The organism is Heyndrickxia oleronia, assembly GCF_017809215.1.
Taxonomy (GTDB): domain Bacteria; phylum Bacillota; class Bacilli; order Bacillales; family Bacillaceae_C; genus Heyndrickxia; species Heyndrickxia oleronia.
In genome coordinates this window covers 844,245-868,267 of record NZ_CP065424.1, presented here as the reverse complement: position 1 = coordinate 868,267, position 24,023 = coordinate 844,245, and the positions used below count along the sequence as shown (strand labels likewise).

At 37.2% G+C, this 24,023-nt stretch carries 19 protein-coding genes; 5 read left to right on the top strand and 14 right to left on the bottom strand.

Annotated elements, in window-relative coordinates:
* The first annotated feature begins 70 nt into the window (after positions 1–70).
* The gene (locus I5818_RS04490; protein ID WP_169846901.1) at positions 71–1,327 is read left to right on the top strand and encodes an ATP-binding protein; all 1,257 of its coding nucleotides are present in this window, start codon (positions 71–73) and stop codon (positions 1,325–1,327) included.
* Between the two features lie 72 nt (positions 1,328–1,399).
* Here I5818_RS04490 and I5818_RS04485 read toward each other — a convergent pair whose 3' ends face one another.
* Together I5818_RS04485 and I5818_RS04480 are read right to left on the bottom strand one after the other, a co-directional pair.
* Positions 1,400–2,848, bottom strand: a complete 1,449-nt coding sequence (locus I5818_RS04485; protein WP_078110076.1) for a M20 family metallopeptidase — start codon at positions 2,846–2,848, stop codon at positions 1,400–1,402.
* Positions 2,849–2,869: 21 nt separating this feature from the next.
* A complete protein-coding gene (locus I5818_RS04480; protein ID WP_078110075.1) occupies positions 2,870–4,102 on the bottom strand; it encodes an MFS transporter in 1,233 nt (410 codons plus the stop codon).
* 133 nt (positions 4,103–4,235) lie between these two features.
* Here I5818_RS04480 and I5818_RS04475 point away from each other — a divergent pair, with 133 nt between their 5' ends.
* Positions 4,236–6,272 carry a helix-turn-helix domain-containing protein gene (locus I5818_RS04475; RefSeq protein WP_078110074.1) on the top strand — a complete coding sequence of 679 codons (2,037 nt, stop codon included), beginning with the start codon at positions 4,236–4,238 and terminating at the stop codon, positions 6,270–6,272.
* 38 nt (positions 6,273–6,310) lie between these two features.
* Here the strand turns inward: I5818_RS04475 and I5818_RS04470 are convergent, their stop codons facing one another.
* From I5818_RS04470 to garR, 3 genes are all read right to left on the bottom strand, one after another.
* Entirely contained in the window at positions 6,311–7,630 is a 1,320-nt protein-coding gene (locus tag I5818_RS04470) for a gluconate:H+ symporter (RefSeq protein WP_071975272.1), read from the bottom strand.
* Between the two features lie 250 nt (positions 7,631–7,880).
* Complete coding sequence (locus tag I5818_RS04465) at positions 7,881–9,317, bottom strand: four-carbon acid sugar kinase family protein (RefSeq protein WP_071975273.1); 1,437 nt, start codon at positions 9,315–9,317, stop codon at positions 7,881–7,883.
* A 5-nt stretch (positions 9,318–9,322) separates the two neighbouring features.
* Positions 9,323–10,216, bottom strand: a complete 894-nt coding sequence (gene garR / locus I5818_RS04460; RefSeq protein ID WP_071975274.1) for a 2-hydroxy-3-oxopropionate reductase — start codon at positions 10,214–10,216, stop codon at positions 9,323–9,325.
* A 309-nt stretch (positions 10,217–10,525) separates the two neighbouring features.
* Here garR and I5818_RS04455 point away from each other — a divergent pair, with 309 nt between their 5' ends.
* Positions 10,526–11,149, top strand: coding sequence for a GntR family transcriptional regulator (locus I5818_RS04455; protein ID WP_236722816.1), 624 nt, complete (start codon positions 10,526–10,528; stop codon positions 11,147–11,149).
* A gap of 30 nt (positions 11,150–11,179) precedes the next feature.
* Here I5818_RS04455 and I5818_RS04450 read toward each other — a convergent pair whose 3' ends face one another.
* The 4 genes from I5818_RS04450 to I5818_RS04435 all read right to left on the bottom strand — a co-directional run bounded on the left by I5818_RS04450 (position 11,180) and on the right by I5818_RS04435 (position 15,488).
* Entirely contained in the window at positions 11,180–12,004 is an 825-nt protein-coding gene (locus I5818_RS04450; RefSeq protein ID WP_078110073.1) for a phosphoenolpyruvate hydrolase family protein, read from the bottom strand.
* A 15-nt stretch (positions 12,005–12,019) separates the two neighbouring features.
* Entirely contained in the window at positions 12,020–13,231 is a 1,212-nt protein-coding gene (locus I5818_RS04445) for a Tm-1-like ATP-binding domain-containing protein (protein WP_078110072.1), read from the bottom strand.
* Positions 13,232–13,329: 98 nt separating this feature from the next.
* Positions 13,330–14,529, bottom strand: coding sequence for a phosphoenolpyruvate hydrolase family protein (locus tag I5818_RS04440; protein ID WP_078110071.1), 1,200 nt, complete (start codon positions 14,527–14,529; stop codon positions 13,330–13,332).
* Positions 14,530–14,549: 20 nt separating this feature from the next.
* Positions 14,550–15,488, bottom strand: a complete 939-nt coding sequence (locus tag I5818_RS04435; RefSeq protein WP_071975278.1) for a substrate-binding domain-containing protein — start codon at positions 15,486–15,488, stop codon at positions 14,550–14,552.
* Positions 15,489–15,656: 168 nt separating this feature from the next.
* On the opposite strand from I5818_RS04435, the gene modA reads away from it, so the two are divergent.
* Positions 15,657–16,442: a molybdate ABC transporter substrate-binding protein gene (gene modA / locus I5818_RS04430; protein ID WP_071975279.1), complete on the top strand. Its 786-nt coding sequence runs from the start codon at positions 15,657–15,659 to the stop codon at positions 16,440–16,442.
* Between the two features lie 5 nt (positions 16,443–16,447).
* Entirely contained in the window at positions 16,448–17,104 is a 657-nt protein-coding gene (modB, locus tag I5818_RS04425; RefSeq protein ID WP_078110070.1) for a molybdate ABC transporter permease subunit, read from the top strand.
* 45 nt (positions 17,105–17,149) lie between these two features.
* Here modB and I5818_RS04420 read toward each other — a convergent pair whose 3' ends face one another.
* The 5 genes from I5818_RS04420 to I5818_RS04400 form a co-directional block, all read right to left on the bottom strand.
* Entirely contained in the window at positions 17,150–18,688 is a 1,539-nt protein-coding gene (locus tag I5818_RS04420) for an AbgT family transporter (protein ID WP_078110069.1), read from the bottom strand.
* 72 nt (positions 18,689–18,760) lie between these two features.
* Entirely contained in the window at positions 18,761–20,056 is a 1,296-nt protein-coding gene (locus I5818_RS04415; RefSeq protein WP_078110068.1) for a hypothetical protein, read from the bottom strand.
* On the bottom strand, positions 20,053–21,315 hold the full coding sequence (locus I5818_RS04410) for a M20 family metallo-hydrolase (protein WP_313902928.1): 1,263 nt from the start codon (positions 21,313–21,315) through the stop codon (positions 20,053–20,055). Before I5818_RS04410 ends, I5818_RS04415 begins: the two co-directional genes overlap by 4 nt.
* A gap of 14 nt (positions 21,316–21,329) precedes the next feature.
* A complete protein-coding gene (locus I5818_RS04405) occupies positions 21,330–22,652 on the bottom strand; it encodes an amidohydrolase (RefSeq protein WP_078110067.1) in 1,323 nt (440 codons plus the stop codon).
* Complete coding sequence (locus I5818_RS04400) at positions 22,627–23,859, bottom strand: M20 metallopeptidase family protein (RefSeq protein ID WP_078110066.1); 1,233 nt, start codon at positions 23,857–23,859, stop codon at positions 22,627–22,629. The genes I5818_RS04405 and I5818_RS04400 overlap by 26 nt, the downstream gene beginning before the upstream one ends.
* Between the last annotated feature and the right edge of the window lie 164 nt (positions 23,860–24,023).

Genomic DNA, 24,023 nt, shown 5'->3' with positions numbered 1-24,023 from the left:
ATTTCTTTTATAAATATCGAATAATAATAGTATTCAAACCATGAAATCTGTCGAAAAAGGGGGCAAGTTTGTGGAAATACAGTTAGAAAGAATGCTTCTCCAGATTTTAATGACGCTCTTCCCTTTCGTTCTATATTTGGTTCTAGCAAATGGAAAAATAAGTGATATGAAAAGTAAAGTAATTTTTGGAATCACCTGTGTATTCACCATCATATTATCACTATCATTTGCCGTTCATATGGATAAAGGCGGAATTCTTGATTTAAGATTGATTCCTATTTATTTAGCTTATATCTATGGAGGCAATCTTCTTGGAATTATTATTTCAGTTTTTTATATTGTAGTTCGTCTCTGTATTGGAGGTTCCGAAATAGCCCCAGTTTTAGTTGCTATTATCATTATGGGCGTAATCTTATATGGAAAACAGTCACTCTTTTTTTCTTGGAAATTAAGAAAAAAGGTGATGACGTCCACTTTATTTTTATCCGTTACTCTCGCTCTTCATTACATAATAGGTAGTATTGTATTAAAAATATCAATCACATCAAATATCATGATTATATTATCATTATTTATTTTCTCAAACGCCGTCGTCGTTTTCCTATTAATTTATTTAATCGAATCACAGCTAGAAAAACGATCCTTACAACAAGAAATTCAAAATGCTGAGAAATTTAATGTCATTGGTCAATTAGCCGCAAGTGTGGCTCATGAAATACGTAATCCAATGACAAGTATTAGAGGATTTATGCAAATCTTACATTCTTCGAATCGAATTTCCATTTCTGAAAAGGAATATATCAAAATTTGCATAGATGAAGTAGATCGAGCGAATGGAATTATTGCTGATTATTTAGCACTTGGAAAAAACCATTCAAGTGAGGTAAGCAAACTTGATGTTGTTCGCGAAATAAAGATGGCTATCCGGTCTTTATCTTCCTTTGCTACTCTTAATAATGTTCAATTAAACTTCTCAAACCTCATTCCTATATATATAAATGGGAATAGTCAACGGGTACAGCAACTTTTTATTAATCTAATTAAAAATGGAATTGAAGCAACGAATGACAATGGAATAATTGATATAGAAGTTTCAACGGATGAAAAACATGTATACATCACTATATCGGATAATGGCGAGGGCATGAGTAAGGAAGCAGCAGATAATTTCGGCCTCCCCTTCTATTCAACAAAGGAAAAAGGAACCGGGCTAGGACTAATGGTATCAAGACAAATCATTGAAGAAATGCACGGAACCATCACCGTTAATAGCACTAAAGGAATCGGCACGATCCTAAAGCTTACTTTTCCGCGCTCAAAAATATAATGGGACACGGGTTCCGACCCCGTGTCCCGCTTTTCGGGACAGAGGGTCTGGTCCAGTGTCCCATCAAGAGAATTACACGTATGTTTCATCCTTTTTCATTACAGATAGTTTAGGAGGCATAAGTTCTTCAGGAATTAATGCAACATAGTGTTCACCATTCAATCTTTCTTTCAACTCATTTTTTGCTTGTTCAATTACCTCTGGGTTTTCAATCGCTGTAATTGCGGTAGATGCAATGGTTTTTCCTGCTAATAACATGGCCTGATGCGCGTAATTCGATTTTCCCTGTGCAACAACTTGCCATGTGTGGAATGGAGTCCCAACTGCCCAAGTCGATGTCGTACATTGTGCGGTTGGAACATTCCAGCTAACATCTGCTACATCTGTAGAACCTCCAATTGAGATAGGCTCCTTTGCTAATGGAATAACAAAATCCGCAATTGGTTTTTCGGCTAATTTTCTTGCAAAATCATTTCCTACCTGAAGCGCAATCGCTCCTTTTTCTTCCTCCGACAAGGTCTGGAATATGTCCTTGGCAAAACGAATATCCTCATCCGTTACCTCCGGATAACCTAATTCATTCATATGTTGATCCATAATAGTTTCTAATGTTTTATTTGGAATTAAGTTATGACATGAACCTACTATTTGTTCATCAACTGTTGTTTCGGTCATCATAGCAGCTCCTTTGGCGCATTTAACTACACGCTCATACAAGCTCTTTACTTGGTCTGGTTTAGGAGCACGTATGAGATAAGTCACCTCCGCCTCAGCCTGAACCACATTTGGAGCAACCCCTCCCGTATTTGTCACAGCATAATGAATTCGGGCACCATCAATGATATGCTCACGTAAATAATTTACTCCAACATTCATTAGTTCAACTGCATCTAATGCACTTCTTCCTAGATGCGGGGAAGCTGCTGCATGAGAACTTCGACCCTTAAATTTAAAATGGGCGTGAATAACTGCATTAGACATTGCATGCATCACTGTATTGACCGTTCCAGGATGCCAAGAAAATGCAATATCTACATCCTTAAATAGCCCTTCTCTTGCCATAAAGGATTTCCCATAACCGCTCTCTTCTGCAGGACAGCCATAATATTTTACCGTACCAGAAAGCTTATGTTGAACTAAATAATCCTTAACAGCAATCGCTCCAGCCAATGCTCCCACACCTAATAGATTATGTCCACAGCCATGGCCATTTCCATTTGCAATGATTGGTTGATAGGTTGCTTCTCCAGCAACTTGGCTTAAGCCAGCTAATGCATCATACTCTCCTAAAATAGCAATTACTGGCTTTCCAGTACCATAGGTTCCAATAAAGCCTGTCTCAAGATTAGCTACCCCTCGCTCAACTTGAAATTCCTCCTGTTGCAAAACTTCACATAATAAATCAGCTGATTGAAATTCATCAAATCTAGTTTCAGCAAATTCCCATATCTTATCGCTAATGTCTTTATAATTATTACTCTTTTCATCTATTAGCTTTGCAATTTTCTCTGTTAAATTCATATTATGTATCCTCCGATTCTTTTATTTCACTGTAGATGTTTGAACAACAGATAAATGTTTTTTCTGGCGTATCATAAATAATGCTCCTGCACACAAAATAGTAAAACAAATAAGCATGATAAATGCTGCATTATATGATCCACCTGTAGCATCTACTAAAAAGCCAATTAGCATTGGGGTTAAGACACCAGCAAATTGGGCTCCCGTATTAATAAATCCATTAGCCGTTCCTACTACAGCCTCAGGGAGAATTTTCAGTGGAACCGATGTAATTAAAATGATATTAAATGATAGAAAGACAGTGACAGCACTTTGAAAAATGATAAATAGGACAAGGTTTGGAGAAATGGCCATTAACAGTAAAAATACTCCAGCCATTAAAGCAAATATCGCTGCAATCAGCTTATCTTTCCCTTCCGGTAGTCGATCAAGTATATATCCACTACATAACATGGCAAAGATCCCTACAAACGGTGGGATTGCTGAATATACGCCCACTTCTGTTAAATTTAACCCTTTTACATTTGCTAAGTAAGTTGGCATCCATGAATTCAGCCCCCAGTTGACTGCATATATACTGAAATAGGCAATAAATAACTTCCAAATCATCGGAGTTTTTAATACATCCTTTAGAGGAGCTTTTACCTTTAAATCTGCTTCTATTTTCATTTGTTTCGGTTGCTGCTTCTCCTTTACTAAAAAGAAAAAAGCTACAGATAAGAGAAGTCCTATCACACCAACAATATAAAATATTTGGCGCCATCCTAACAATTGCATAAGTTGTGTACCTACTATAGGAGCAACTACTCCCATAATTGTCGCTGAAGTCAGCATAATTGACATGGCTCTGCTTCGTTCATTATGTGGAAACCAGTTCGTAATTCCTTTTGATGCTGATGGGAAATATCCGCCTTCACCAATTCCAAAAAGAAAGCGAATGATGATAATTGAAGCAAATGACCATGCAGCACCTGTTAAAATAGTAAATATTGACCACAGAAATACAGCGGTAATAATTACCTTTCGATACCCAAAACGATCTGCTAGCCACCCTCCTGGAATTTGCATCAGCGCATACCCAGCAAAAAAACTACTTAATACAATTCCTGTTAAGGAACCATTTAAATGAAATTCTTTAGAAATATCGAGAATAGCAAAATTGACGATAAATCGATCAAAATTCCCTAATGACCAACCAAGAAATAGCATTGTAATAATGACATACTTCCAGTTTTGCTCCCTTTTTGTTGTCATGTCTCCCACTCCCCTGAAATCGCTTGCATAAAGAAATTATAGAATTATTCTACTTTTCATACAATGTTCGTTTATATATAATTTAAGTGTTATTAATAGAGAAATATACATAAATAAGAAGGAGAAACAAGGAATGAATCCCTTAACAAGAATACAGGATTTCTTAGTCGAAGCATGCGAACAATCCTATTTTCAAATTTGGATCAGTATATACCAAGATCGATTTTCACTGATCACTACAAAGGGCTTTGAACTCCCATTACCCTTTCCGAGCCTTCATGATGTGCATCGCGATATGATTGAATATCCCGACTTTACCGACTTTTATTTTTGCTATGATGAGAGTAGATCTATCATTGTTATACGTGTTGAGAAGCCTAATCTCTCATTAGAAAGAATCAACCAATTAGAAATTCTCCTTATAAACTATTATTTGGAAATCTCACTCGAACGAGAACGATTTATCCGTCATAAAATGATGGAAAGCATTAGAGATATCTCTAATTTGGATAATGTAGATACATTATTAACAAACATTTTGGAGCATGCCCTTTCCGTTATACAGGTGGCTGATTTCGGTGTTTTATGGATGTATGATGAGAAAGAAAATGCGCTACTCCCAAGAGCATGGGCAGGTGGACCAAGTGAGTCTATTCAAAACATGAGGATGAATATTGGCGAAGGAATTATTGGAAAAACCTATCAAGAAAAAAGGACAATGTTTCTATCTTTATTAAAGGATATCCTGCATGAATCTTCGTCTATTCGGAAAGAAAATTTACAACACTTATTTAATGCTTATTCATTCACAAACTTACAATCGATTATTTCAACACCTATTTTTGTAGAAAATGAAACATTATGTGTCCTGATCATTTACCAAAATGGAGAACGACCATTGTTTACAATTGAGGATAAAAAGGTGCTAGAAAGCTTTTCTGATCAAGTATCAATTGCCCTTACTAATTCTCGCTTATTTCAAAACATTAAACATCAAAATCAGTTATTACTCCAACGTGATGAAATTCACGATACATTTATGAAGCTTTCATTACAAAGTTCTGGAATGCATATGATTGCTAGTGATCTACGGAGAATGATCCAGCTCCGATTAGTGATTATTGATTTAACAGATGATTCCATTTACTCAAGTCCAAATCATTGGTTTTCAGAAGATATAAATGAGCTACGGAGAAAATTCAATAGCATGGATGCTCCTCAATTCTATTCTACTGAACAAAGTGGAAAGCAAAATACCTTTTATCTTCAGCCAGTCATTGGAATAAATCAATTTCTTGGGATGTTAATTGTCGAAGTAACAGATAAATGGCTATTACCAATTAATAAACTTATTATTGAACAGGCAAGTTCGATTATTGCTTTAGAGATGATTCGAAATCAAACAGTTGTTGATTCTTACTATCAAAAAACACATGATTTGTTTCACGAATTGATCCTATGTAATGACGCATCTATCCAGAATACTAAAGCGATTGAGCTTGGCATCCATCAACCCGCGTATTATTTAATTATACTGATTGGAATTCCTAGCCATGACGATATACATTATATGAATATGCAAAACCACCGACTTATTTTAGAAAATAAGAAGAGATTTCGAGAATACACACCTATTGTATTTGGATTCCGCAATAAAATTACTATCATACTACAATCTCAATCAGATACCATTGATGTATCGGGTCATCTAAAACAACTTCAGTCGGAATGGAAACAAGGAAATCATCTTCCGATTAAAATCGGGATTGGATTACAATATAACCGAATCGAGGATATTAAAAAAAGTTATAACGAAGCAGATAAAGCACTGTCCTATCTTAACCATCGGAAACAACCAGATTTGATTCATTATAAGGACATTGGAATCAATCGTCTCTTTATTCACCAATCACAAGAAGAATTACAGACATTTATAAATGAAGTTTTTTTGCCTTTACAAAACGAAAAGGAACAAAATCAATTTTTGGAAAAGACTCTTCTCACCTATATTAAACAAAACCGTTCAGCAGGTGAAACGGCAAAGCAATTACATATACATGTGAACACTTTATACCAAAGGCTAAAAAAAATCGAAGAGAAGCTCCATATCTCATTCTCAAATCCAGAAGATGTATTACGGCTTCAACTAGCTTGTTATTTAAAGAATTAGGGACACGGGGTCAGACCCCGTGTCCCATTTCTCCACTTTTAAAGGAATAAATTAATAATTAAAACACCAGCTAATCCGATTAATGAAATAATTGTAACCATTACTGACCATGTTTTAATTGTTTTTCCAATTGATAAATTAAAATATTCTTTATATATCCAAAATCCAGCATCATTAACATGTGAGAAAGTCATACTTCCGGCACCCGTTGCTAAAACCATTAATTCTGGACTTACATGTGTCGCACCGACAAGTGGTGCAGCGATTCCAGCAGCGGTTAAGCCAGCCACGGTAGCAGAACCTAATACAACCCTTAGGATTGCAGCAATTAACCAGGTTAAAATTAATGGTGAAATCGTAGAGCCTTCCATTAAATCTGCGATATATTTATCAACATGACTATCAACTAATACTTGTTTAAAGGCACCACCAGCACCAATAATCAATAAGATCATCGCGATACCGCTTACAGAATCAGTAATCGATTGCATAACTTCTGACATTTTTTTGCCACGGTTTAACCCAAAAGTAAAGATGGCAATAATCACTGAAATTAAAAGGGCAACTCCTGGATTCCCTAAAAACTTAGCCGCTGGTAAAATGGCGGAATGAGGCATCGCGATTTCTACTACTGCTTGGAACGCGATCAAGATAACTGGTACAAGTGCTGTGAAGATACTAATACCAAATCCGGGCATTTCATCTTCTTCAAAATGTTTCGGATTAAATAACTGTTTTGGAATATCGACTTCTAAGCTTTCCTTTTTAAATAGTTTTGTATACAGTGGTCCACCGATAATGACAGCTGGAATCGCAATAATTACACCATATAATAGGGTTTTTCCTAGGTTTGCATGGAAGATTTCGGCCACAGCTGTTGGTCCTGGATGGGGTGGAACGAAACCATGCATCGTTATTAAAGCAGCAATTACAGGCATACCAATATATAAAATAGGTACTCCGGCTTCAGCCGCAATAGTAAATACTAATGGAATTAATACAACAACACCAGTTTCAAAGAAAAGGGCTATTCCAACTATAAATGCAGTAAGAACTGCTGCTAGTTGTACTCTTTTCTTACCAAAAGCATGTATCAACGTCGTCGCAATTCGTTGAGCACCACCCGAATCTGCCATTAATTTACCAAGCATTCCTCCAAAGCCAATAACTAAAGCAAGGCTACCAAGCGTTCCTCCTAAGCCATTTGTGACAGAGGTCATTGCTTCAGTGGGGCTCATTCCTTCCATGATACCTACTAATAAACCAACAATTATTAATGAGATGAAAGCGTTTAACTTAAAGACCACCATAAATAACAATAAAAGTGCTACCCCTATACAAATATATACAATTGGCATGTTCTCCCTCTTTTCTCTTTAAGGTTCAGGGCTGTACTAGAAGAATGGAAACATTAGTAACAGCCCTATCCATTTTTTCTAAAGCTCTTTTTAATTGGCTCTTTTCTCAAAGATTGTTGCTATTTAAGTAAAGTTTTAACGAATAACTATCTGCTTAAAAACTGCTACATCGGTCATTTCACTGAGAAAAGAGCTACAATCCCCTTAAGAATCGCTGAATCCTTTGTAAAGGGATCAAATGAAACAGCATTTATTTTTCTATTAACGTTTCTACCACTGTTCTTAAATCTGTTTTTGTCCCTACATTTCCAGGAAAGATAATATAGGCCATACCAGGGTATTTACTTTCATCACCAGTCAACCAGACGGGTATTCCTGGTCTAATTTGCCCCGCAACGGTTGCTCTTTTTACTTGTAGCCCCTTCGTTCCAACATCGCTTGATGTAATTCCACCTTTTGCTACAAGAAAGTTCGGTCTAGTCTTTAGTCTTGTTACAATGCTGGTGACGGCATCAGAAATCTTAATGGAAAGCTTTAATTCCTCTTCCTGTTTTCCTTCACCTAAGTCAAGACGTGTTCTACTTGTATAAACTGCTACCGTTTTTCCCGAACGAATGAGAGATTCTGTAGTTTCAATTACTCGATCACATTCAAGCTTGAATTCATCAGGTTGTAAAACTAAATGACTGTTAAATTCAATGAATGCAATTTCACTTAATTTTTTTAACTCTTCAAGCTGCTCGGTCGTTTTTTTCACGTGAGAACCGATGATAATTAAGCCGCCATTTCCATTATTATCCTTCATTAACTCATCTCTAGTTAATAAGGCTTTATCACTTACACCACCTACTACTTTTGGAAGAGCAGCTGCACTTCTAAACAGATAGTTCTTTCCTGCTTGCATTGCATTCACTAGTATAATCGTAAAAATCTTCACATCGATTTCATCGATCGCATTAACTACCACTTTGTTAAAATGATTCACTTTTAGTAATTGTTCTGTCATCTTTTCAATTTCTAAAGAACGTAATTGTTCAAGAGAGAAGTATTGTGTGTTTTCTGCTGTATATTCTCCATCGGATTTTTCCTCTATCCATTCACCTAAATGTGACTTCATGTAACCAAATGTACGGTCCTTTGCAAATTCAGTTTCTCCGGCTGGAATAAGCTCTTTATCAGATTGAACATAATGAACATTATTAATAGTCAAGCGTCCTCCTTCTTTAAAGAATGGAAGAATGACTTCACCATCAAAGGTCATCGACGATTCTGATTCAATTGTTTCTTTTAAAACCTTTGTTTCTAATGGATAATGTCCTCTTAATGTTGAATCACCACGACTTATTATCATAAATTCACGATTCAATTTAGATGCAACAGTAACAATATTGGTCGCTATTTCTCGATGAACCTTCTCCGTTTCCTCAGCTGTAAATCCTCTTGAATTCGTTAAAATGAAAAACATCGATTGATCTTCTTTGAACCCCTTTTCAATGCTATTAACAGACCAATCAGTAAACACAGAAATATCATGGACGGTTTGTACACCTGTGGGATCATCATCAAGAACGATAACTTTTTTATTTAAATTCTCAAGCGATACTTTTAGTAGCTCATCTACCTTATAGGTATCTACATCAGGAATTGCCTGAAGAACATCTATGGATAAACGTTTATTAGTAGTCATATTATTTACGCCTTCTTTACTTCTACATTTGCTAATTTTTCATAGTATCTTACAATACTTCCATGATCGTCTTTTTCCTTTCCATCTACCTTCAATGCGTGGAATATTTCTAATAATTGACTAGATAAAGGTAATGGAACACCCATTTCATGTGCAGTATTCATCACATTCGTAATATCTTTAAGATTGATTGCAATGCTTCCACCTGCTACAAAATTTCGATCAAGAATTAAAGGAACTTTCGCATCTAAAACTGCACTCCCAGCAAGTCCTCCTCTAATTGCCTGATACATTTTTTCAATATCAATTCCTGCTTTTGCAGCTAATACTAACGCTTCTGACATTGCCGCAATATTTAAATTGACGATGATTTGATTAGCTAATTTTGCTGTTACTCCACATCCATTATCGCCAACTAATGTGACGTCTTTTCCCATATCATGTAAGACAGGTAGTGCTCGGTTGAAGACATCTACCTTTCCACCGACCATGATTGCCAATGTGCCATCGATTGCTTTAGGCTCTCCACCGCTAACAGGAGCATCTAGCATGTCTATTCCTTTTGCTGCCACCTTTGTAGCAATTTCTTTAGAAACATCAGGAGTAATCGAACTCATGTCAATAATTAAGGATCCTTTTTTTGCTCCTTCCAAGACACCATTTTCGCCAAGAACTACCTCCGTAACATGCTTTGAAGCAGGCAACATAGTAATAATAATATCGCTGTTTTCCGCAACCGCTTTAGCAGAACGAGCAGCAATAGCTCCTACAGCACACACAGCCTTTACTGCTTCCTGATTTAAATCAAACACCGTAAGGGTATGTCCAGCTTTTATGAGATTTAAAGCCATCGGCTTTCCCATAATTCCCAGTCCAATAAAACCTATTTTGCTTTGCATATATACTCCTCCTCTGTTCATTCATGATGAAATCGTTTGATTCTCTTCTATTATCTATCGCTACTTCATAAGACGGATGATAGGCAACCGCTTACAAAAATCGTTTACATAAACATTGTATACGCTTTACTTATTTTTGTATACAATTTTATTATTTTTGTATACAAAAAAAATTTCCATCTTTACATAAAATCGTCGTTTTCATATTTTTTTTAGGTGAAATTTGATAAGATTAGTTTAGTTTGTAAAGAATTTGTTGAATAATGGTCATCAAATATGAGATATGAAATAGAAGTAGAGGTGAACTTCGTGCTTGAAAGAGGCAAAACTCGTCCAGCCTATCATCAATCCTACGAAATTCTTAGAGATAAAATATTAAATGGTGACATTCCTGGTGGAACAAAAATAGTAGAAGAACGAATTGCAGCAGAGCTAGGGGTAAGTCGAACACCGATAAGGGAATCCATCCGCAAGCTTGAACATGAAGGATTGATTGTTGGGAAAAAGGTCGTGAAACCAACTGAAACAGACCTACGAAATATGTTTCAAGTTCGAATTATCTTGGAAGGTTATTCTGCACAATGTGCAGCCTCTTATTTAAAAGAAAAAGAGCTGCAAGCCTTACAAAGATGTGTTGAAATTGGAAAAACTGGAACAATGGATGAAATCATGAGCGCCAATGAACAATTTCACGAAATCATTGTCCAAGCAAGTCATAATCCTGTAATGATAGATATCATCGACCGCATGCAATCGATCATTTATCTATTTAGACGAACAGTCGTCTTTTACAATCGTCCTTTTTTAATAGAAGAACACGAAGAAATTTATGAGGCAATTAAAAATAGAAACGGACAACAGGCAGAAAATCTAATGAAAAAGCATTTACAAGCCGATTTAGACTTTTGTTTACACCTAATCGGAAATGAATAATGGGACACGGGGTCTGACCCCGTGTCCCACTTATTTACCTATTTTCTTAAATGCTTCTGATTGTTCCTTAATGCCTTTTTCTGCAGCAAATCTTTCAATACTTGATGCACCGAAGAAGCCTACTATGCCTTCTACTCTTTCGATGATATAAGCAGCATCGTCTGGTTCTGCAATTGGGCCTCCATGACAAATAGCTAAAATATCTGGGTTTACTGATCTTCCAGCGTCAATGATCTTTTGAATACGCTCTACACAATCATCTAATGTTAGAGCAGTTTTTGCACCTATAGATCCTTTTGTAGTTAACCCCATATGAGCAACTAAAATATCTGCACCTGCTTCGGCCATTTTCATTGCCTGTTCCTCATCAAACACATAAGGAGTAGTTAACATATCTAGCTCATGCGCTTTGCGAATCATCTCTACTTCCAGATCGTACCCCATTCCGGTTTCTTCTAAGTTTTGACGAAATACTCCATCAATCAACCCAACGGTTGGAAAGTTTTGAACCCCACTGAATCCTTGTTCCTTTAATTGTTTTAAAAATACATCCATCACACGGAAAGGATCGGTACCATTTACCCCTGCTAATACAGGTGTGCTTTTCACAACAGGGATCACTTCATTGCCCATTTCTACAACAATTTGATTCGCATCTCCATAAGAAAGTAATCCTGCTAAAGAACCTCGTCCTGCCATTCGATAGCGGCCAGAGTTGTAAACAATTAGCATATCCGCTCCGCCTGCTTCACTACTTTTAGCTGTGATACCCGTACCTGCACCAACACCTAATAGGATATTCCCGTTCTTAATTTCCTCTTTGAAACGGTTTAATATCTCTTGTCTTGATATCATAAACTATCTCTCCTTTTATCCTTCAATTAATTCAACTAGCTTTTTAGCAGCTGCTAAGGCAAATTCTTGATGATTGATATCTGTATCTATTTCAATTAGTTCGACTTTATCTTGATTAATTGCTTGTCTCAATGTCTTGAATAACATTTCATCCTCTTTTGGACCATAGAAATCTTGTCCTTCTATATCTAAACCAGAAAGCCCCTTTAAAGGTAACAGTAATGTCGTCTTTCCATTTGTCCTATTTAGTTTGTCAGCGATTATTTGCCCAAATTGTTGATTTTCCTCTACTGTTGTTCTCATTAAAGTAACCGTTGGATTATGCTTATAAAATTTCCTGCCTGCAAATTGATTGGGTACAGAATCAAATGGGCCAAAATTCACCATATCTAATGCTCCCACTGAAACAACTTGTGGAATACCATTTCTTCCAGCTGCTTCTAAACGGTGAGGACCTGCCGCTAAAACTCCACCAACAATTTCATCTGCCCACTCAGTCGTTGTTATGTCTAATACACCATCGATAAAGCCGTTTTCAATTAAGCTTTCCATTGTCCGTCCACCAACACCTGTTGCATGGAAAATTAATACCTCATAGCCTTTTTCCTCTAAATAAGCTTTTGCTTGATTAATACATGGTGTGGTGAGACCAAACATGGTTGCAGCGATCAGTGGTTTTTTCTCTAAATGAGTGTTATTTTCATAGTTTAGCATACCTGCAATAGCAAATACGGCATTAGTAAATATTTGCGTAGAAATACTGTTTAAACCTGCTACATCAACAATTGATGGAATCATCATAATATCGCTAGTGCCTACATATGGTTCCGTATTTCCTGAAGCAACCGTTGAAACCATTACCTTAGGTACCCCGATTGGTAGAGCTCTCATACCAGGTGTGACAATCGACGTTCCCCCGGTTCCGCCAAATGATAGAATTCCATCGAATTTTCCCATTTGATACAATTTTGGTAATAGGATTTCCATCCCTCTTGAAAGAGTAGCTGTTGCATTGGCACGGTCTTTTTGTGTCACAATTCGCAATATATCTGCACCTGCTGCAGCAACGATTTCTGAATTAGGTACATCTGGTTGAAAGAATGGTTCAAAAACACCCGTATGGATCGTGTACGTTTGAAAACCAAGAGACTCGATTAGTTCCTTTACATACAAAAATTCTTTCCCTTTTGAATCAAAAGTTCCTGCTAACGCAATTGTTTTAACCAATCTCAACACTCCTTTGCTTTAAAAAAGAGAAAGCGATATCATCCCTTTGATAAAATGATACCGCTCTCTTTCGTTCGAGTTAATGTTCTTATGTTTGTTTATTTTGTCTTTTTGTTTGTTTTTATATATTCAGATGGCGAAACGCCTTTACGACTTTTGAAAATTTTACTAAATTGAGCATAATTCGAATAGCCCACTAGTTCTGCCACCATATTTAATGTCAAACTTTTCTCCTGTAAGATTTCTATCGCACGATTGATACGATAATCAATTAAATAAGTGGTAAAGGAGATACCCATTTCCTTTTTAAATAGAGTACTTAAATAGGATCTTGATAGATTCATGATTCCAGCAAGTTCATTTAATGTGATTGGTTCAGAATAATGTAACCCAATATATTTTTTCATAAAATCAATATAATCATCTTGAGTACTTATTCCATCAATGAATTTTTGAATTAATTCCTCGTATTTAACATCATTTGCCTGTTTAAATGATTGCGTAACATAAGGAATCATTTGTTCTGCAGGAATTCGTTCAAAAACAGATCCCCCTATATAACCGTTCGCATCTATCCCATCATACATGAATTGCACATCGATCGGTTTATTTACAGGTCCACCATAAATCATTTTTATTACATGTGGATTGATTTCATTACAAACTTCGAAAATATTTGCCGCTTTCCTTTTAGATGACTGGAGAGATTGTATTTGTTTTGCTCCTAATACTCCGCCAACAGTTAAACCTAAATGAACACAAATAATATCTGCACCGGCTTCTATCATTTGTATTGCTTGGCGTTCATTAAACACAAAAGCAACAGTAAAAAGCCCTAGGCTACTCGCAATACGGATGGCCGTTACTTCCTGTTCATAACTAATTCCTTGTTCTTCTAATGCTTCTCTAAATCTCCCATCTATGAGCCCGATAGTTGGATAATTATTAATACCAGAAAAGCCCTTCTCCTTGATCAATTTAATATAAAGCTGCAAATTGATTGTTGGGTCGGTTGCAGATAATCCAAATAGGACCGGAACCTTTGCAGAAGGGATAATTTCCTTCAAAGCATAATTCATAACAAGATCATTGCTATTTGTAAACGGTAAAAAGGCAGCTAATGAGCTAACACCCATTTGCCGAAATCGTCCCGAGCTTAGAGCTAATATAAAATCAGCCCCTCCCTTTTCTGCATATTTTGCTGTAAGTCCAGATCCCGTAGCAACACCAATAATATGTTTATTTATTTTCATTTGTCTTTTTAAATATAGTAATGTTTCTTCTTTTCTATCCTTCATTTTTTATCCACCACATATATTCAATAGGTTTCATAGATAATAGATCCCATTTCTGAAACATCATAATCTCCTAAAGAATGAATTTTCTGTTTAAAGGAGGCTGATGTTAAAATGCTCGTAACTACTTTAATTAATGAGTCATTTTGAGGATTTTTAAGCATGACAAGGTCATATCTCTCAGTAATTAATGGAATAAAATCTACTCCTACTATTTTTGCCACTTTTTCAATGCCTACGCCTACATCTGCTTGTCCACTAGCTACAGAGGAAGCGACACTTAAATGGTTCATTTCCACTCTTTCATAGCCCTCGATATCTTTGGGAGAAATATGATGAATTCTGAGCTGTTCATCTAATAAAATACGGGCTCCAGATCCTTTTTCACGATTGATCATTTTGATAGATTTCCGTTTTAAATCCTTCCATGAGGTAATATGTAATGGGTTTCCTTTTTGTACATACATCCCTGCTTTTCGTAAAACAAGATTCATTAATAGATAAGAATCACTTACTAATACTTTTTTTACATAGGGTAGATTATACTGTCCAGAATCGCCATCAAACATATGTAAACTGACAATATCGCATTGACCATTGTACAAGGAAAAAAGACTATTTAAACTACCAGTAAAGGAACGTAATGTCTTATAAGAGGAGTGATTCTCAATTTGTGTTGCTAGTATATCTAAAACCATATCCTGTCCACTAATAACTATGCTTTGTGAATGGCTTGCTTCCGTTTCATTTTGTTGCAATCCGGTAGTGGGGGATGGTCGGGTAAGTTGGTTGGTTTTATGTTTTTTTATATAATCATCTAAGTCTTTCGCATCTACCCTCATTTGTCTACCCACACGAAAAACCGGTAATTCCTCTTTCTTTACTAAATCGTATACAGTAAGTTTTGATACCTTCAAAAGCTGTGATACTTCTTCAATGGTATAGGATCGCTCATTGGACATGTCCATCCCTCCTTCTACTATTGTATGACAATCTGTAATTAAAAGGACAGATAATATTTCTTTTAGCTAAATTAAAATTGTGCAATTGTGAATTTTATCACTTCTATTTTCGTTATAACTAATTATAATTAGTTATAACGAAACATAAATAGAAATGGGGGATCAATGATGAAACGTATGTATAACGGACTGACTATAATTATGTTTCTATTCATTTTGTTGGCCGGTTGTTCCACAAATGAACAGAATGTAAAGGCTAGTAAAAAGGTGGAGATTACCGTTTCTGCCGCTGCAAGCTTGCAAGATTCATTAAATGAAATCAAAGGTCTTTATGAAAAACAGCATTCAAACATTAAGATCAACTATAATTTTGGTGCTTCTGGAACGCTTGCCCAACAAATTAGCCAAGGTGCTCCCGTTGATATCTTTTTTTCAGCTGCTGAGGATAAATTTGATCAATTAGTACAAAAAGGAATAATTGAGAAAGCGGATTCGATGAATCTTGTCGGTAATTCGCTAGTCCTTGTAGTACCGACAAAAGAAAAACTAACAATACATACATTAAATGACCTATCAAAAGCTGATAAAATATCAATTGGAACTCCTGAAGCTGTACCAGCAGGAATGTATGCAAAGGAATCCTTTGAATATTTACAGCTATGGGAAGGATTAAAAAAGAAAGTCGTTTATGCGAAGGATGTTCGTCAAGTGTTAAACTATGTGGAAACAGGAAATGTCGATGCAGGGATGGTATACAAAACCGATGCACTTACATCAAAAAAAATAAAGATTGTTGCAACAGCAGATGAAAAAACGCACACACCGATTATCTATCCTATAGGCATGGTCAAAGAAAGCTCTCACCCGAAAGAAATAAAACAATTTTACAAATACTTACAATCAGATACTTCAATGAAAGTCTTTAAAAAATACGGATTTAAAGGGCTGAATTAATTGATATGGTTACTGACTTTTGGTCACCAATAAAGCTTTCCATAGAAATAGCTTTTATTGCAGGAGTAACGGTTTTCATCCTGGGAATCTTGTTTGGAAAGCTGATGGCAAATGCGAAATTTAAGGGGAAAGTATTAGTCGAAGTTATCTTCCTTTTACCATTAGTACTGCCACCTACTGTTATTGGATTTTTACTTATTGTCGTTTTCGGAAGGCAAAGTCCTGCAGGGCAATTGATCGAATGGATCTTTCATCAACCGCTTATGTTTACTTGGTGGGCAGCAGTCATTGCTTCAACTGTTGTTGCCTTTCCACTCATGTACCAGACAGCAAAAACAGGATTCGAAGCAATCGATCCAGATGTAGAGAATGCAGCCCGAGTAGATGGAGCATCAGAATGGCGACTATTTCTTTCTGTCTCCATTCCTCTTGCATATAAAGCGCTTCTTTCAGGGGCAATTCTTAGCTTTGCTCGAGCATTAGGGGAATTCGGAGCAACCTTAATGTTTGCCGGAAATATCCCTGGAAAAACGCAAACTACTCCAACAGCCATTTATCTTGCGCTGGATTCAGGCCATCAAGGTCTAGCATGGCTTTGGGTATTGAGTATCATTTGTATTTCACTATTAATGCTGATTAGCGTTCAGTTATTAAAGCACTAAGGACATGCTATGGGGGTGTTCTTTAAAAGGGACACCCCCAAAAGTTTATAGATTCATATGAATGCCTGGTCCAAATGGTATACCGATAAGAGCAAAAATGATTAATTGGATAATCCAGATAACTAAAAATGCAAGGCTATACGGCAGCATGAGGGAAATCAATGTACCTATCCCAGCTTTTTTGTCATATTCTCGCATAAACGCAAGGATAACAACAAGATACGGGTTCATCGGGGTAATAATATTTGTCGATGAATCAGCAATTCGATAAGCTACCTGAATGAAACTAGGATGATAGCCTAAAATCATAAACATTGGAATAAAAATAGGTGCCTCTAATGCCCATTTCGCCGATCCACTAAAAATGAGTAAATTTAATAATGCAGTAAAGAGAACATACCCAATGACAACTGGAAGTCCATCGAAATTTAATGATGTTAATAATTCTGCTCCATTAACAGCTACCCAAATGCCAAGATTCGTCCAATCAAAATAGGCAATAAACTGTGCCGCAGCAAATATTAACACAATATAACCAGCCATATCCTTAATAGCCTCGCCCATGTATTTAGGTATATCCCTTGTACTAGTAATCTTTTTAACTGTAACACCATAAGTAATTCCCATCGTTAAGAAGAAGAATAGAAGAATGGGTACAATTCCATTTAAAAAAGGGGAAGGGATAATGCCACCTTCTTCATTGCGAAGTGGAGAGTTCGGCCAAAATAAAATAACGGCAACAACCACAAGGTAAGCAAGACCAGCAAGCAATGCATTTTTAAATCCTTTTCCTTCAAGGGGATTAGGCTCTGCAAGCTCTTTTCCCATCTTCCCTTCATATTTACCAAGTCGAGGTTCGATTACCTTCTCTGTAATAAGGGCTCCAACAATGGTTAAAACAAAGACAGAAAGCATCATAAAATACCAATTATCAACAGGTGTAACAATGATATTTTTATCGATCGTTTTTGCCGCTTCGGTTGAAATTCCAGCAAGTAAGGCATCGGTTCCGGCAATAATTAAATTTGCCGTAAACCCTGCACCCGTCCCAGCAAATCCGGCAGCAAGACCAGCTAAAGGATGACGTCCAACCGCATAAAAAACCATCGCTGCTAAAGGAGGAATAACAACAAAAGCTGCATCAGAAGCCAAATTCCCCATAATGCCTGTAAAAACTACCGCATAAGTAACAATCGATTTTGGCGCATTTAAAATCGTTTTTCGTATTCCTGCCTCGAGAAGACCTACCTTTTCAGCTAATCCAATTCCAAGCATCATTGCTAAAACAAGACCTAGTGGCTTAAAGCTCGTAAAGTTTGTCAGCATAGACTCAAGAATATATTGTATTCCTTCACCTGAAACTAGACTTTTAATAGGCAGCTCTTCCTTTGTCCCTGGATGAATAACCGTTACCCCGAAGGCAGAAATAAGCCATGATAAAAGTATAATAAAAATAGCTAAATACACAAAAAGCATAAATGGGTCAGGTAATTTATTTCCAACCTTTTCAATCGCACCTAAAAACCGAAACATTCCCTTTTGTTTCACTGGATCATTGTTCATACCGACATTTGGGTTAGACATACACTCACTCCTTTTCTTTAGAAATTAACAAAACATTCAATTAATTCAAAACACATAGGATCTGCAACTCATTCATACAAATAGCAGTTTATAAATCTTCCTTGGTCTTCCCCTATGTCCGGATTGCTCCTCACCAGTTGCAATAGCAAGACCTAACTTTTCTAGTTCCCCCAATAATCGTCTTCCATTTCTTTCAGAGCTATTCAACCAAATAGATAAATCATTGGTTGTTATATGAGTTTTTCGATAGTGATTGGCAAGCGATTCAATTTTGGAGACCATTCCCGGACTAATCGAGGCTTCCTTAAATTTTTTTTCCCACTCTTTCCCCCATTTCCTAGTATGAAACTGAATGGTGCTTTCCTGATGATAGAATTCAGTCACCTCCTTCTCTTCATTAACCAATACAAAGGTTTCCGATTTATGTTCTCTAGCATGCTGGAGAGCATAACGCAGATGCTGATCTGCTTCAAATACAGTCATACCGTACCCTAGTCCGACCCGAATTTTAAGACCTGTCTGAATATGAATGGTCTTCATTAGATTTTCAATTCTCTTTCCATCGATACTAAGATCCAATTCTCCCTTTGTCGTGTATATAACAAATAGTCCATCTCCCATTTGGACAAAGGAGCCTTTCGTTTCTTCAGTAAAATCTAATAATAGTCGCGATAAATCAAGGATTTGATGTTTTAATTTATAAGAAGGATATTTCTCTTCCTGAATTACCTCCGCTCCAAAAATGGCAAGCTGAGACATTCGATATTTCCCCGAAAGACTTCTTTCCTTTAATAGATCTAACTGAATTTTTATCGCAGATTGGGTTGGCTTGACACGATAACAGGGAATTCCCAAGTTCTTCAACTGCAAATAAACAGATCGAATACAGGTAAGTGCTACATCAATTTTCCCTTCTTCATATAAGTTCTGATGAAAGGCAACTAATTCGTCGGATGGCATGTATCCTCTATAAGGAAAAGAATAAAATTGAAGTGTATGAAGGAAATGATCTTCATCCGCAGTCTGAAACACAGAATCGGAAATAGTATCAATACTAAAGTTTCGAATGATCTCTCCTTCATTCAATACTGCTCCAAGTAATGTTCCAAAAAAACTCGAGCCCTGTAAGGATGGATAGCTCCCCCTGCTCTCTGTAATCACACCATTTTCCAAAGCAAAGTGATAGGGAGCTTGTCCCGAGAATAGCCATTGGTCGATCATGTGGTCATTTTCCTTTAAAATCGTTAGGGTATCCTCTGTTGCCTCATAGGAAAATGGAATAAAGTCAATGTCCTTATAGCTCTCCGCCACCTGCAAAATATACTTCACCGAATCTTGAGGACCAATAATTCCCACTTTTATTTTCATTTGCTTCCACTAGCCTCCTGAAGTACAAACTTCGCTAAAATTTCTGTACCTTTACGCAAATCTTGGATAGATGAGTATTCCTCAGGATGGTGACTGATTCCATCCTTACTTGGAATAAATAGGAGGGAGGCTGGCCATCTCTTAGCCATGTTCATAACATCATGGCCCGCTCCACTATCAAGCTCTAATCCTTTTAGCCCCATCCCTTCACCGATCACTTGTAACTTTTTCAATTGATTGGGATGTAAAAACACCGAGGATTCATTTACAAGGCATTCAATTTTAGCCACGACTCCAAATTCCTTTTCAAGGAAGGTACATTTTTCCTTGATTTTCTGTGTCATCTCACTCTTTAAATGGTCATCAATACTCCGAATGTCCACCCCAAGGTGAACAACATCAGGGATAACATTCATCACATTAGGATAGAGCTGAATTGTACTAGCAGTAGCAACCAACGGAAATGGACTTGTCTTTGAAATTTCTTCTGCGGTTAGTGAAATAAATGTAATAAGTGGAGCAATAGCAACCAATGCATCTTTCCGTTTCCCCATTGGTGTTGTCCCTGTATGGCCAGCACGTCCTTTAATGGTGATTGTTAGTCTTGTTGGACAGGCAATTCCACGTACATAACCAATATCGCAGTTAGCATCCTGCAATAGTTCTCCTTGTTCAATATGCAGTTCTATGAAACTTTTAATCTCTGAATCATTTCTTTTAGCATTCACGATCTGTTCCATAATCAATCCCTTAGATTCTATTGCTTCCTTTACCGTGATTCCTGTAGCATCTTTAATATCCGCGACTCCTTCTACATCAAGTAATCCGGTCATCGCCTTGCTACCAATCGTTGAAATGCCAAAACGTGCTGATTCCTCTGAAGCAAAACAAATCACTTCGATAGGATCAATCAGTCGTTTTTTTGTTTCTTTTACAAGTTTGATAGCCCCTAGCCCACAAAGAACTCCTGCGACCCCGTCATATCCTCCACCATTTACAACGGTATCAAGATGCGAGCCAATGGCTATAGCGGGAAGAGATTCACTTTCAGGAGTAGGATTCCATCTCGCAATTCGATTTCCCGCTTCATCCATTCTTACCTCCAAGCCCATTTCATGAGCAATTTCGGTAAAGGCATCCATTGCTTTCCATTCCTCTTCACTATAGCTAAGTCGTGTAAAACCTTTTAATTGCTCCATACTATCAACAAGATTGAGTCGATTTAAAGTTTTACTCAGCCATTGTTCCAACATATTCATACATAGTAACTCCTTCACTTTTCATCCTGTAGGTATATAATCAATCTCCCTATCACCTCTACTGCAATCGGGAGAACTCTCTCATCAAAATCAAATGCTTGATGATGATGGCCATTCACTAATGGTGTTCCAAAAATGAGATATGTTGCTTTACCACCGTTATTTTGCACTTTTTTCATCATATAGGTCACATCTTCTGAAGCTCCTAACGGCAGTACAGGATGGACGTTCTTTATGCACTTACTCTGACTCGCTACTTTCTCCACACGCTTTACCCATTCATTGTCACAAGTTCCGTCAATCGCATGACCGACAACCTCCATTTTGGTTTGTACTCCATACATATCTCCAGTAGCATGAATCATCCGCTTTGCCTCATTGAACATATATTGATCTAATTCATCGTTCTCCCCGCGCGTCTCAATTTCCATTCTCCCTTGATCAGCAATAATATTTCTTCCAGAACCCGCTTCTAATTTTCCGATGTTAATTCTTGTTGTTCCACCTGAGTGCCTACTAATTCCTTGAAGCTGAAGACTGGCTGTTGCACATGCTAGTAGTGCATTTTGGCCTTTTTCAGGCTCAACCCCCGCATGTGCTGCCCTTCCTTTAAAGGTCACATTGATTTTGGATGAAGCTAGGAACTGATTCGTTGTTGCTGCTACTTCTCCAATAGAAAGAGAATGTATACCGATATGTCCACTAATAAATTCGTCCACATCGTCTAACCATCCGTTTTTCACCATTGGTAATGCTCCGCGTCCTCCCTCCTCAGCCGGTTGAAAAAGAAGAGTGAATCTACCAGATAATGAATCTTGAAAATGTTTAATCATATGTGCCAGCCCAAGACCAATCGCAATATGACCATCATGACCACAGGCATGCATCCAACCTTGATTCTGAGACTGAAACCCTTCCTTAACAGGCAAATGAGCGTGATCATAAACTTCCTCTATCGGAAGTGCATCAATATCAAATCTTAGAGCGATATGCTTTCCAGGTCTCCCCGTATCCCATTGGGCTACTAGTCCCGTATGTCCTCCCGCTAATTTAGTCATGTAGTTAGGTGGGACTCCCTTTCTTCTAGCCCGTTCTTCAGATTCTTTTAATAGCTGTTGCTTGGGAATTCCCATTCTTTGCTTCGTCATCAATGCATCGGTTCCAATGGCTAGTTTATAGTCCATGGATTCAAGTTCTTTTGCAATGTAGTAGGTTGTGACATATTCCATCCAGCCTATTTCAGGATATTGGTGAAACTTTCTGCGCCATGATACAAGCTGTGACGTTAAATTTTTGATAAATTCATCGATATCATATCGTAGTTGCCCTGTTTTCATTTTCTTCCTTCTTTCCTCGTTCTAATGTGAATAGTGCATCAACAGCAATTTGTGCCATTAGTTCTACTCCGATCGATAGTGCCCGTTCATTTAACTGAAATCGTGGATCATGTAAAGGCATTTGTTTTTCCTTTTCTTCAATCTGGGTACCTAACCAGAAAAACGCACCCGGGATTTTTTCCAAAAAACGAGAAAAATCCTCTCCACCAAGGCTTGGATTAACTTCTGGAGTTCCTTTTTCACCCAGTACATGCTGAGCTGTATCCTTAATATGTTGTGCCCATTTTGGTGTATTTATTGTTGCAGGATAGCCTTCAAAATAGCCAACTTCTGCCTCAGCCCCCATCGCATGAACAGTATGATGCACAATCGAATATAACCTCTCCTTCGCCTGGCTTCTTGCATCGTTGGTAAATGTTCGAACAGTGCCTTCTAATACCACCTGATCAGCTATCACATTATGTCGATACCCACCCTCAATTTTCCCGATGGTTAAAACAATCGGATCTAAAGGGTCCACATTCCTACTTACAATTGTTTGCAGTGCGGTAATAACTTGGTTTGCAGCAATAATGGCATCAATTGTTTGATGTGGCATACTTGCATGTCCGCCTGAACCTTTAATTTTAATCTTAAATTTATCGGAGTTACCCATTATCGCCCCTTCTCGAATTCCAATTTCCCCAACGGGCAAATCCGGCCATACATGTTGACCAAAGATCACATCAGGAGGATAGTGAGAAAAAACTCCATCCTCCATCATTGGCTTTGCTCCACCAACAGGAGAGTTTTCTTCAGCAGGCTGAAACAAAAGTAAAACAGTGCCAGGAAGCTGCTCCTTTATTTCATTTAGTAGATAACCAGTACCAACAAGCATTGCTGCATGGGCATCATGCCCACATGCATGCATAATCCCGTCGTTCTGTGATCTAAAGGAGACCTGATTCCTTTCCTGTATTGGCAGTGCGTCAATATCTGCCCTTAATGCAACCGTTCCTCCGGGTCGGCTACCTTTAATGATCCCGAGAACTCCTGTTTTGGCATAACCAGTTTTAAAATTTATTCCGAACTCCGTCAATTTCGACTGGATTACTTTAGATGTTTCATATTCCTCTCCACTTAGCTCAGGGTAACGGTGCAATTGGCGACGAAGATGGATGACATCTTCCAATATTTTCTTAAGCATTTCTTTATTTATCACCGTCATAGACAATCCATCACTCCTATTTTCAATAAGCTAATTAAGGAAACTTTCCTTAATTCATCCGTTAATAAATATATTTGCTAATAATCAAAAAATTCCTTCTATTTTTTTTTAAAAAACTAGTTAACTATGTCACAATCTTTTTCTAGAGTAAACAGAAGTTTTTT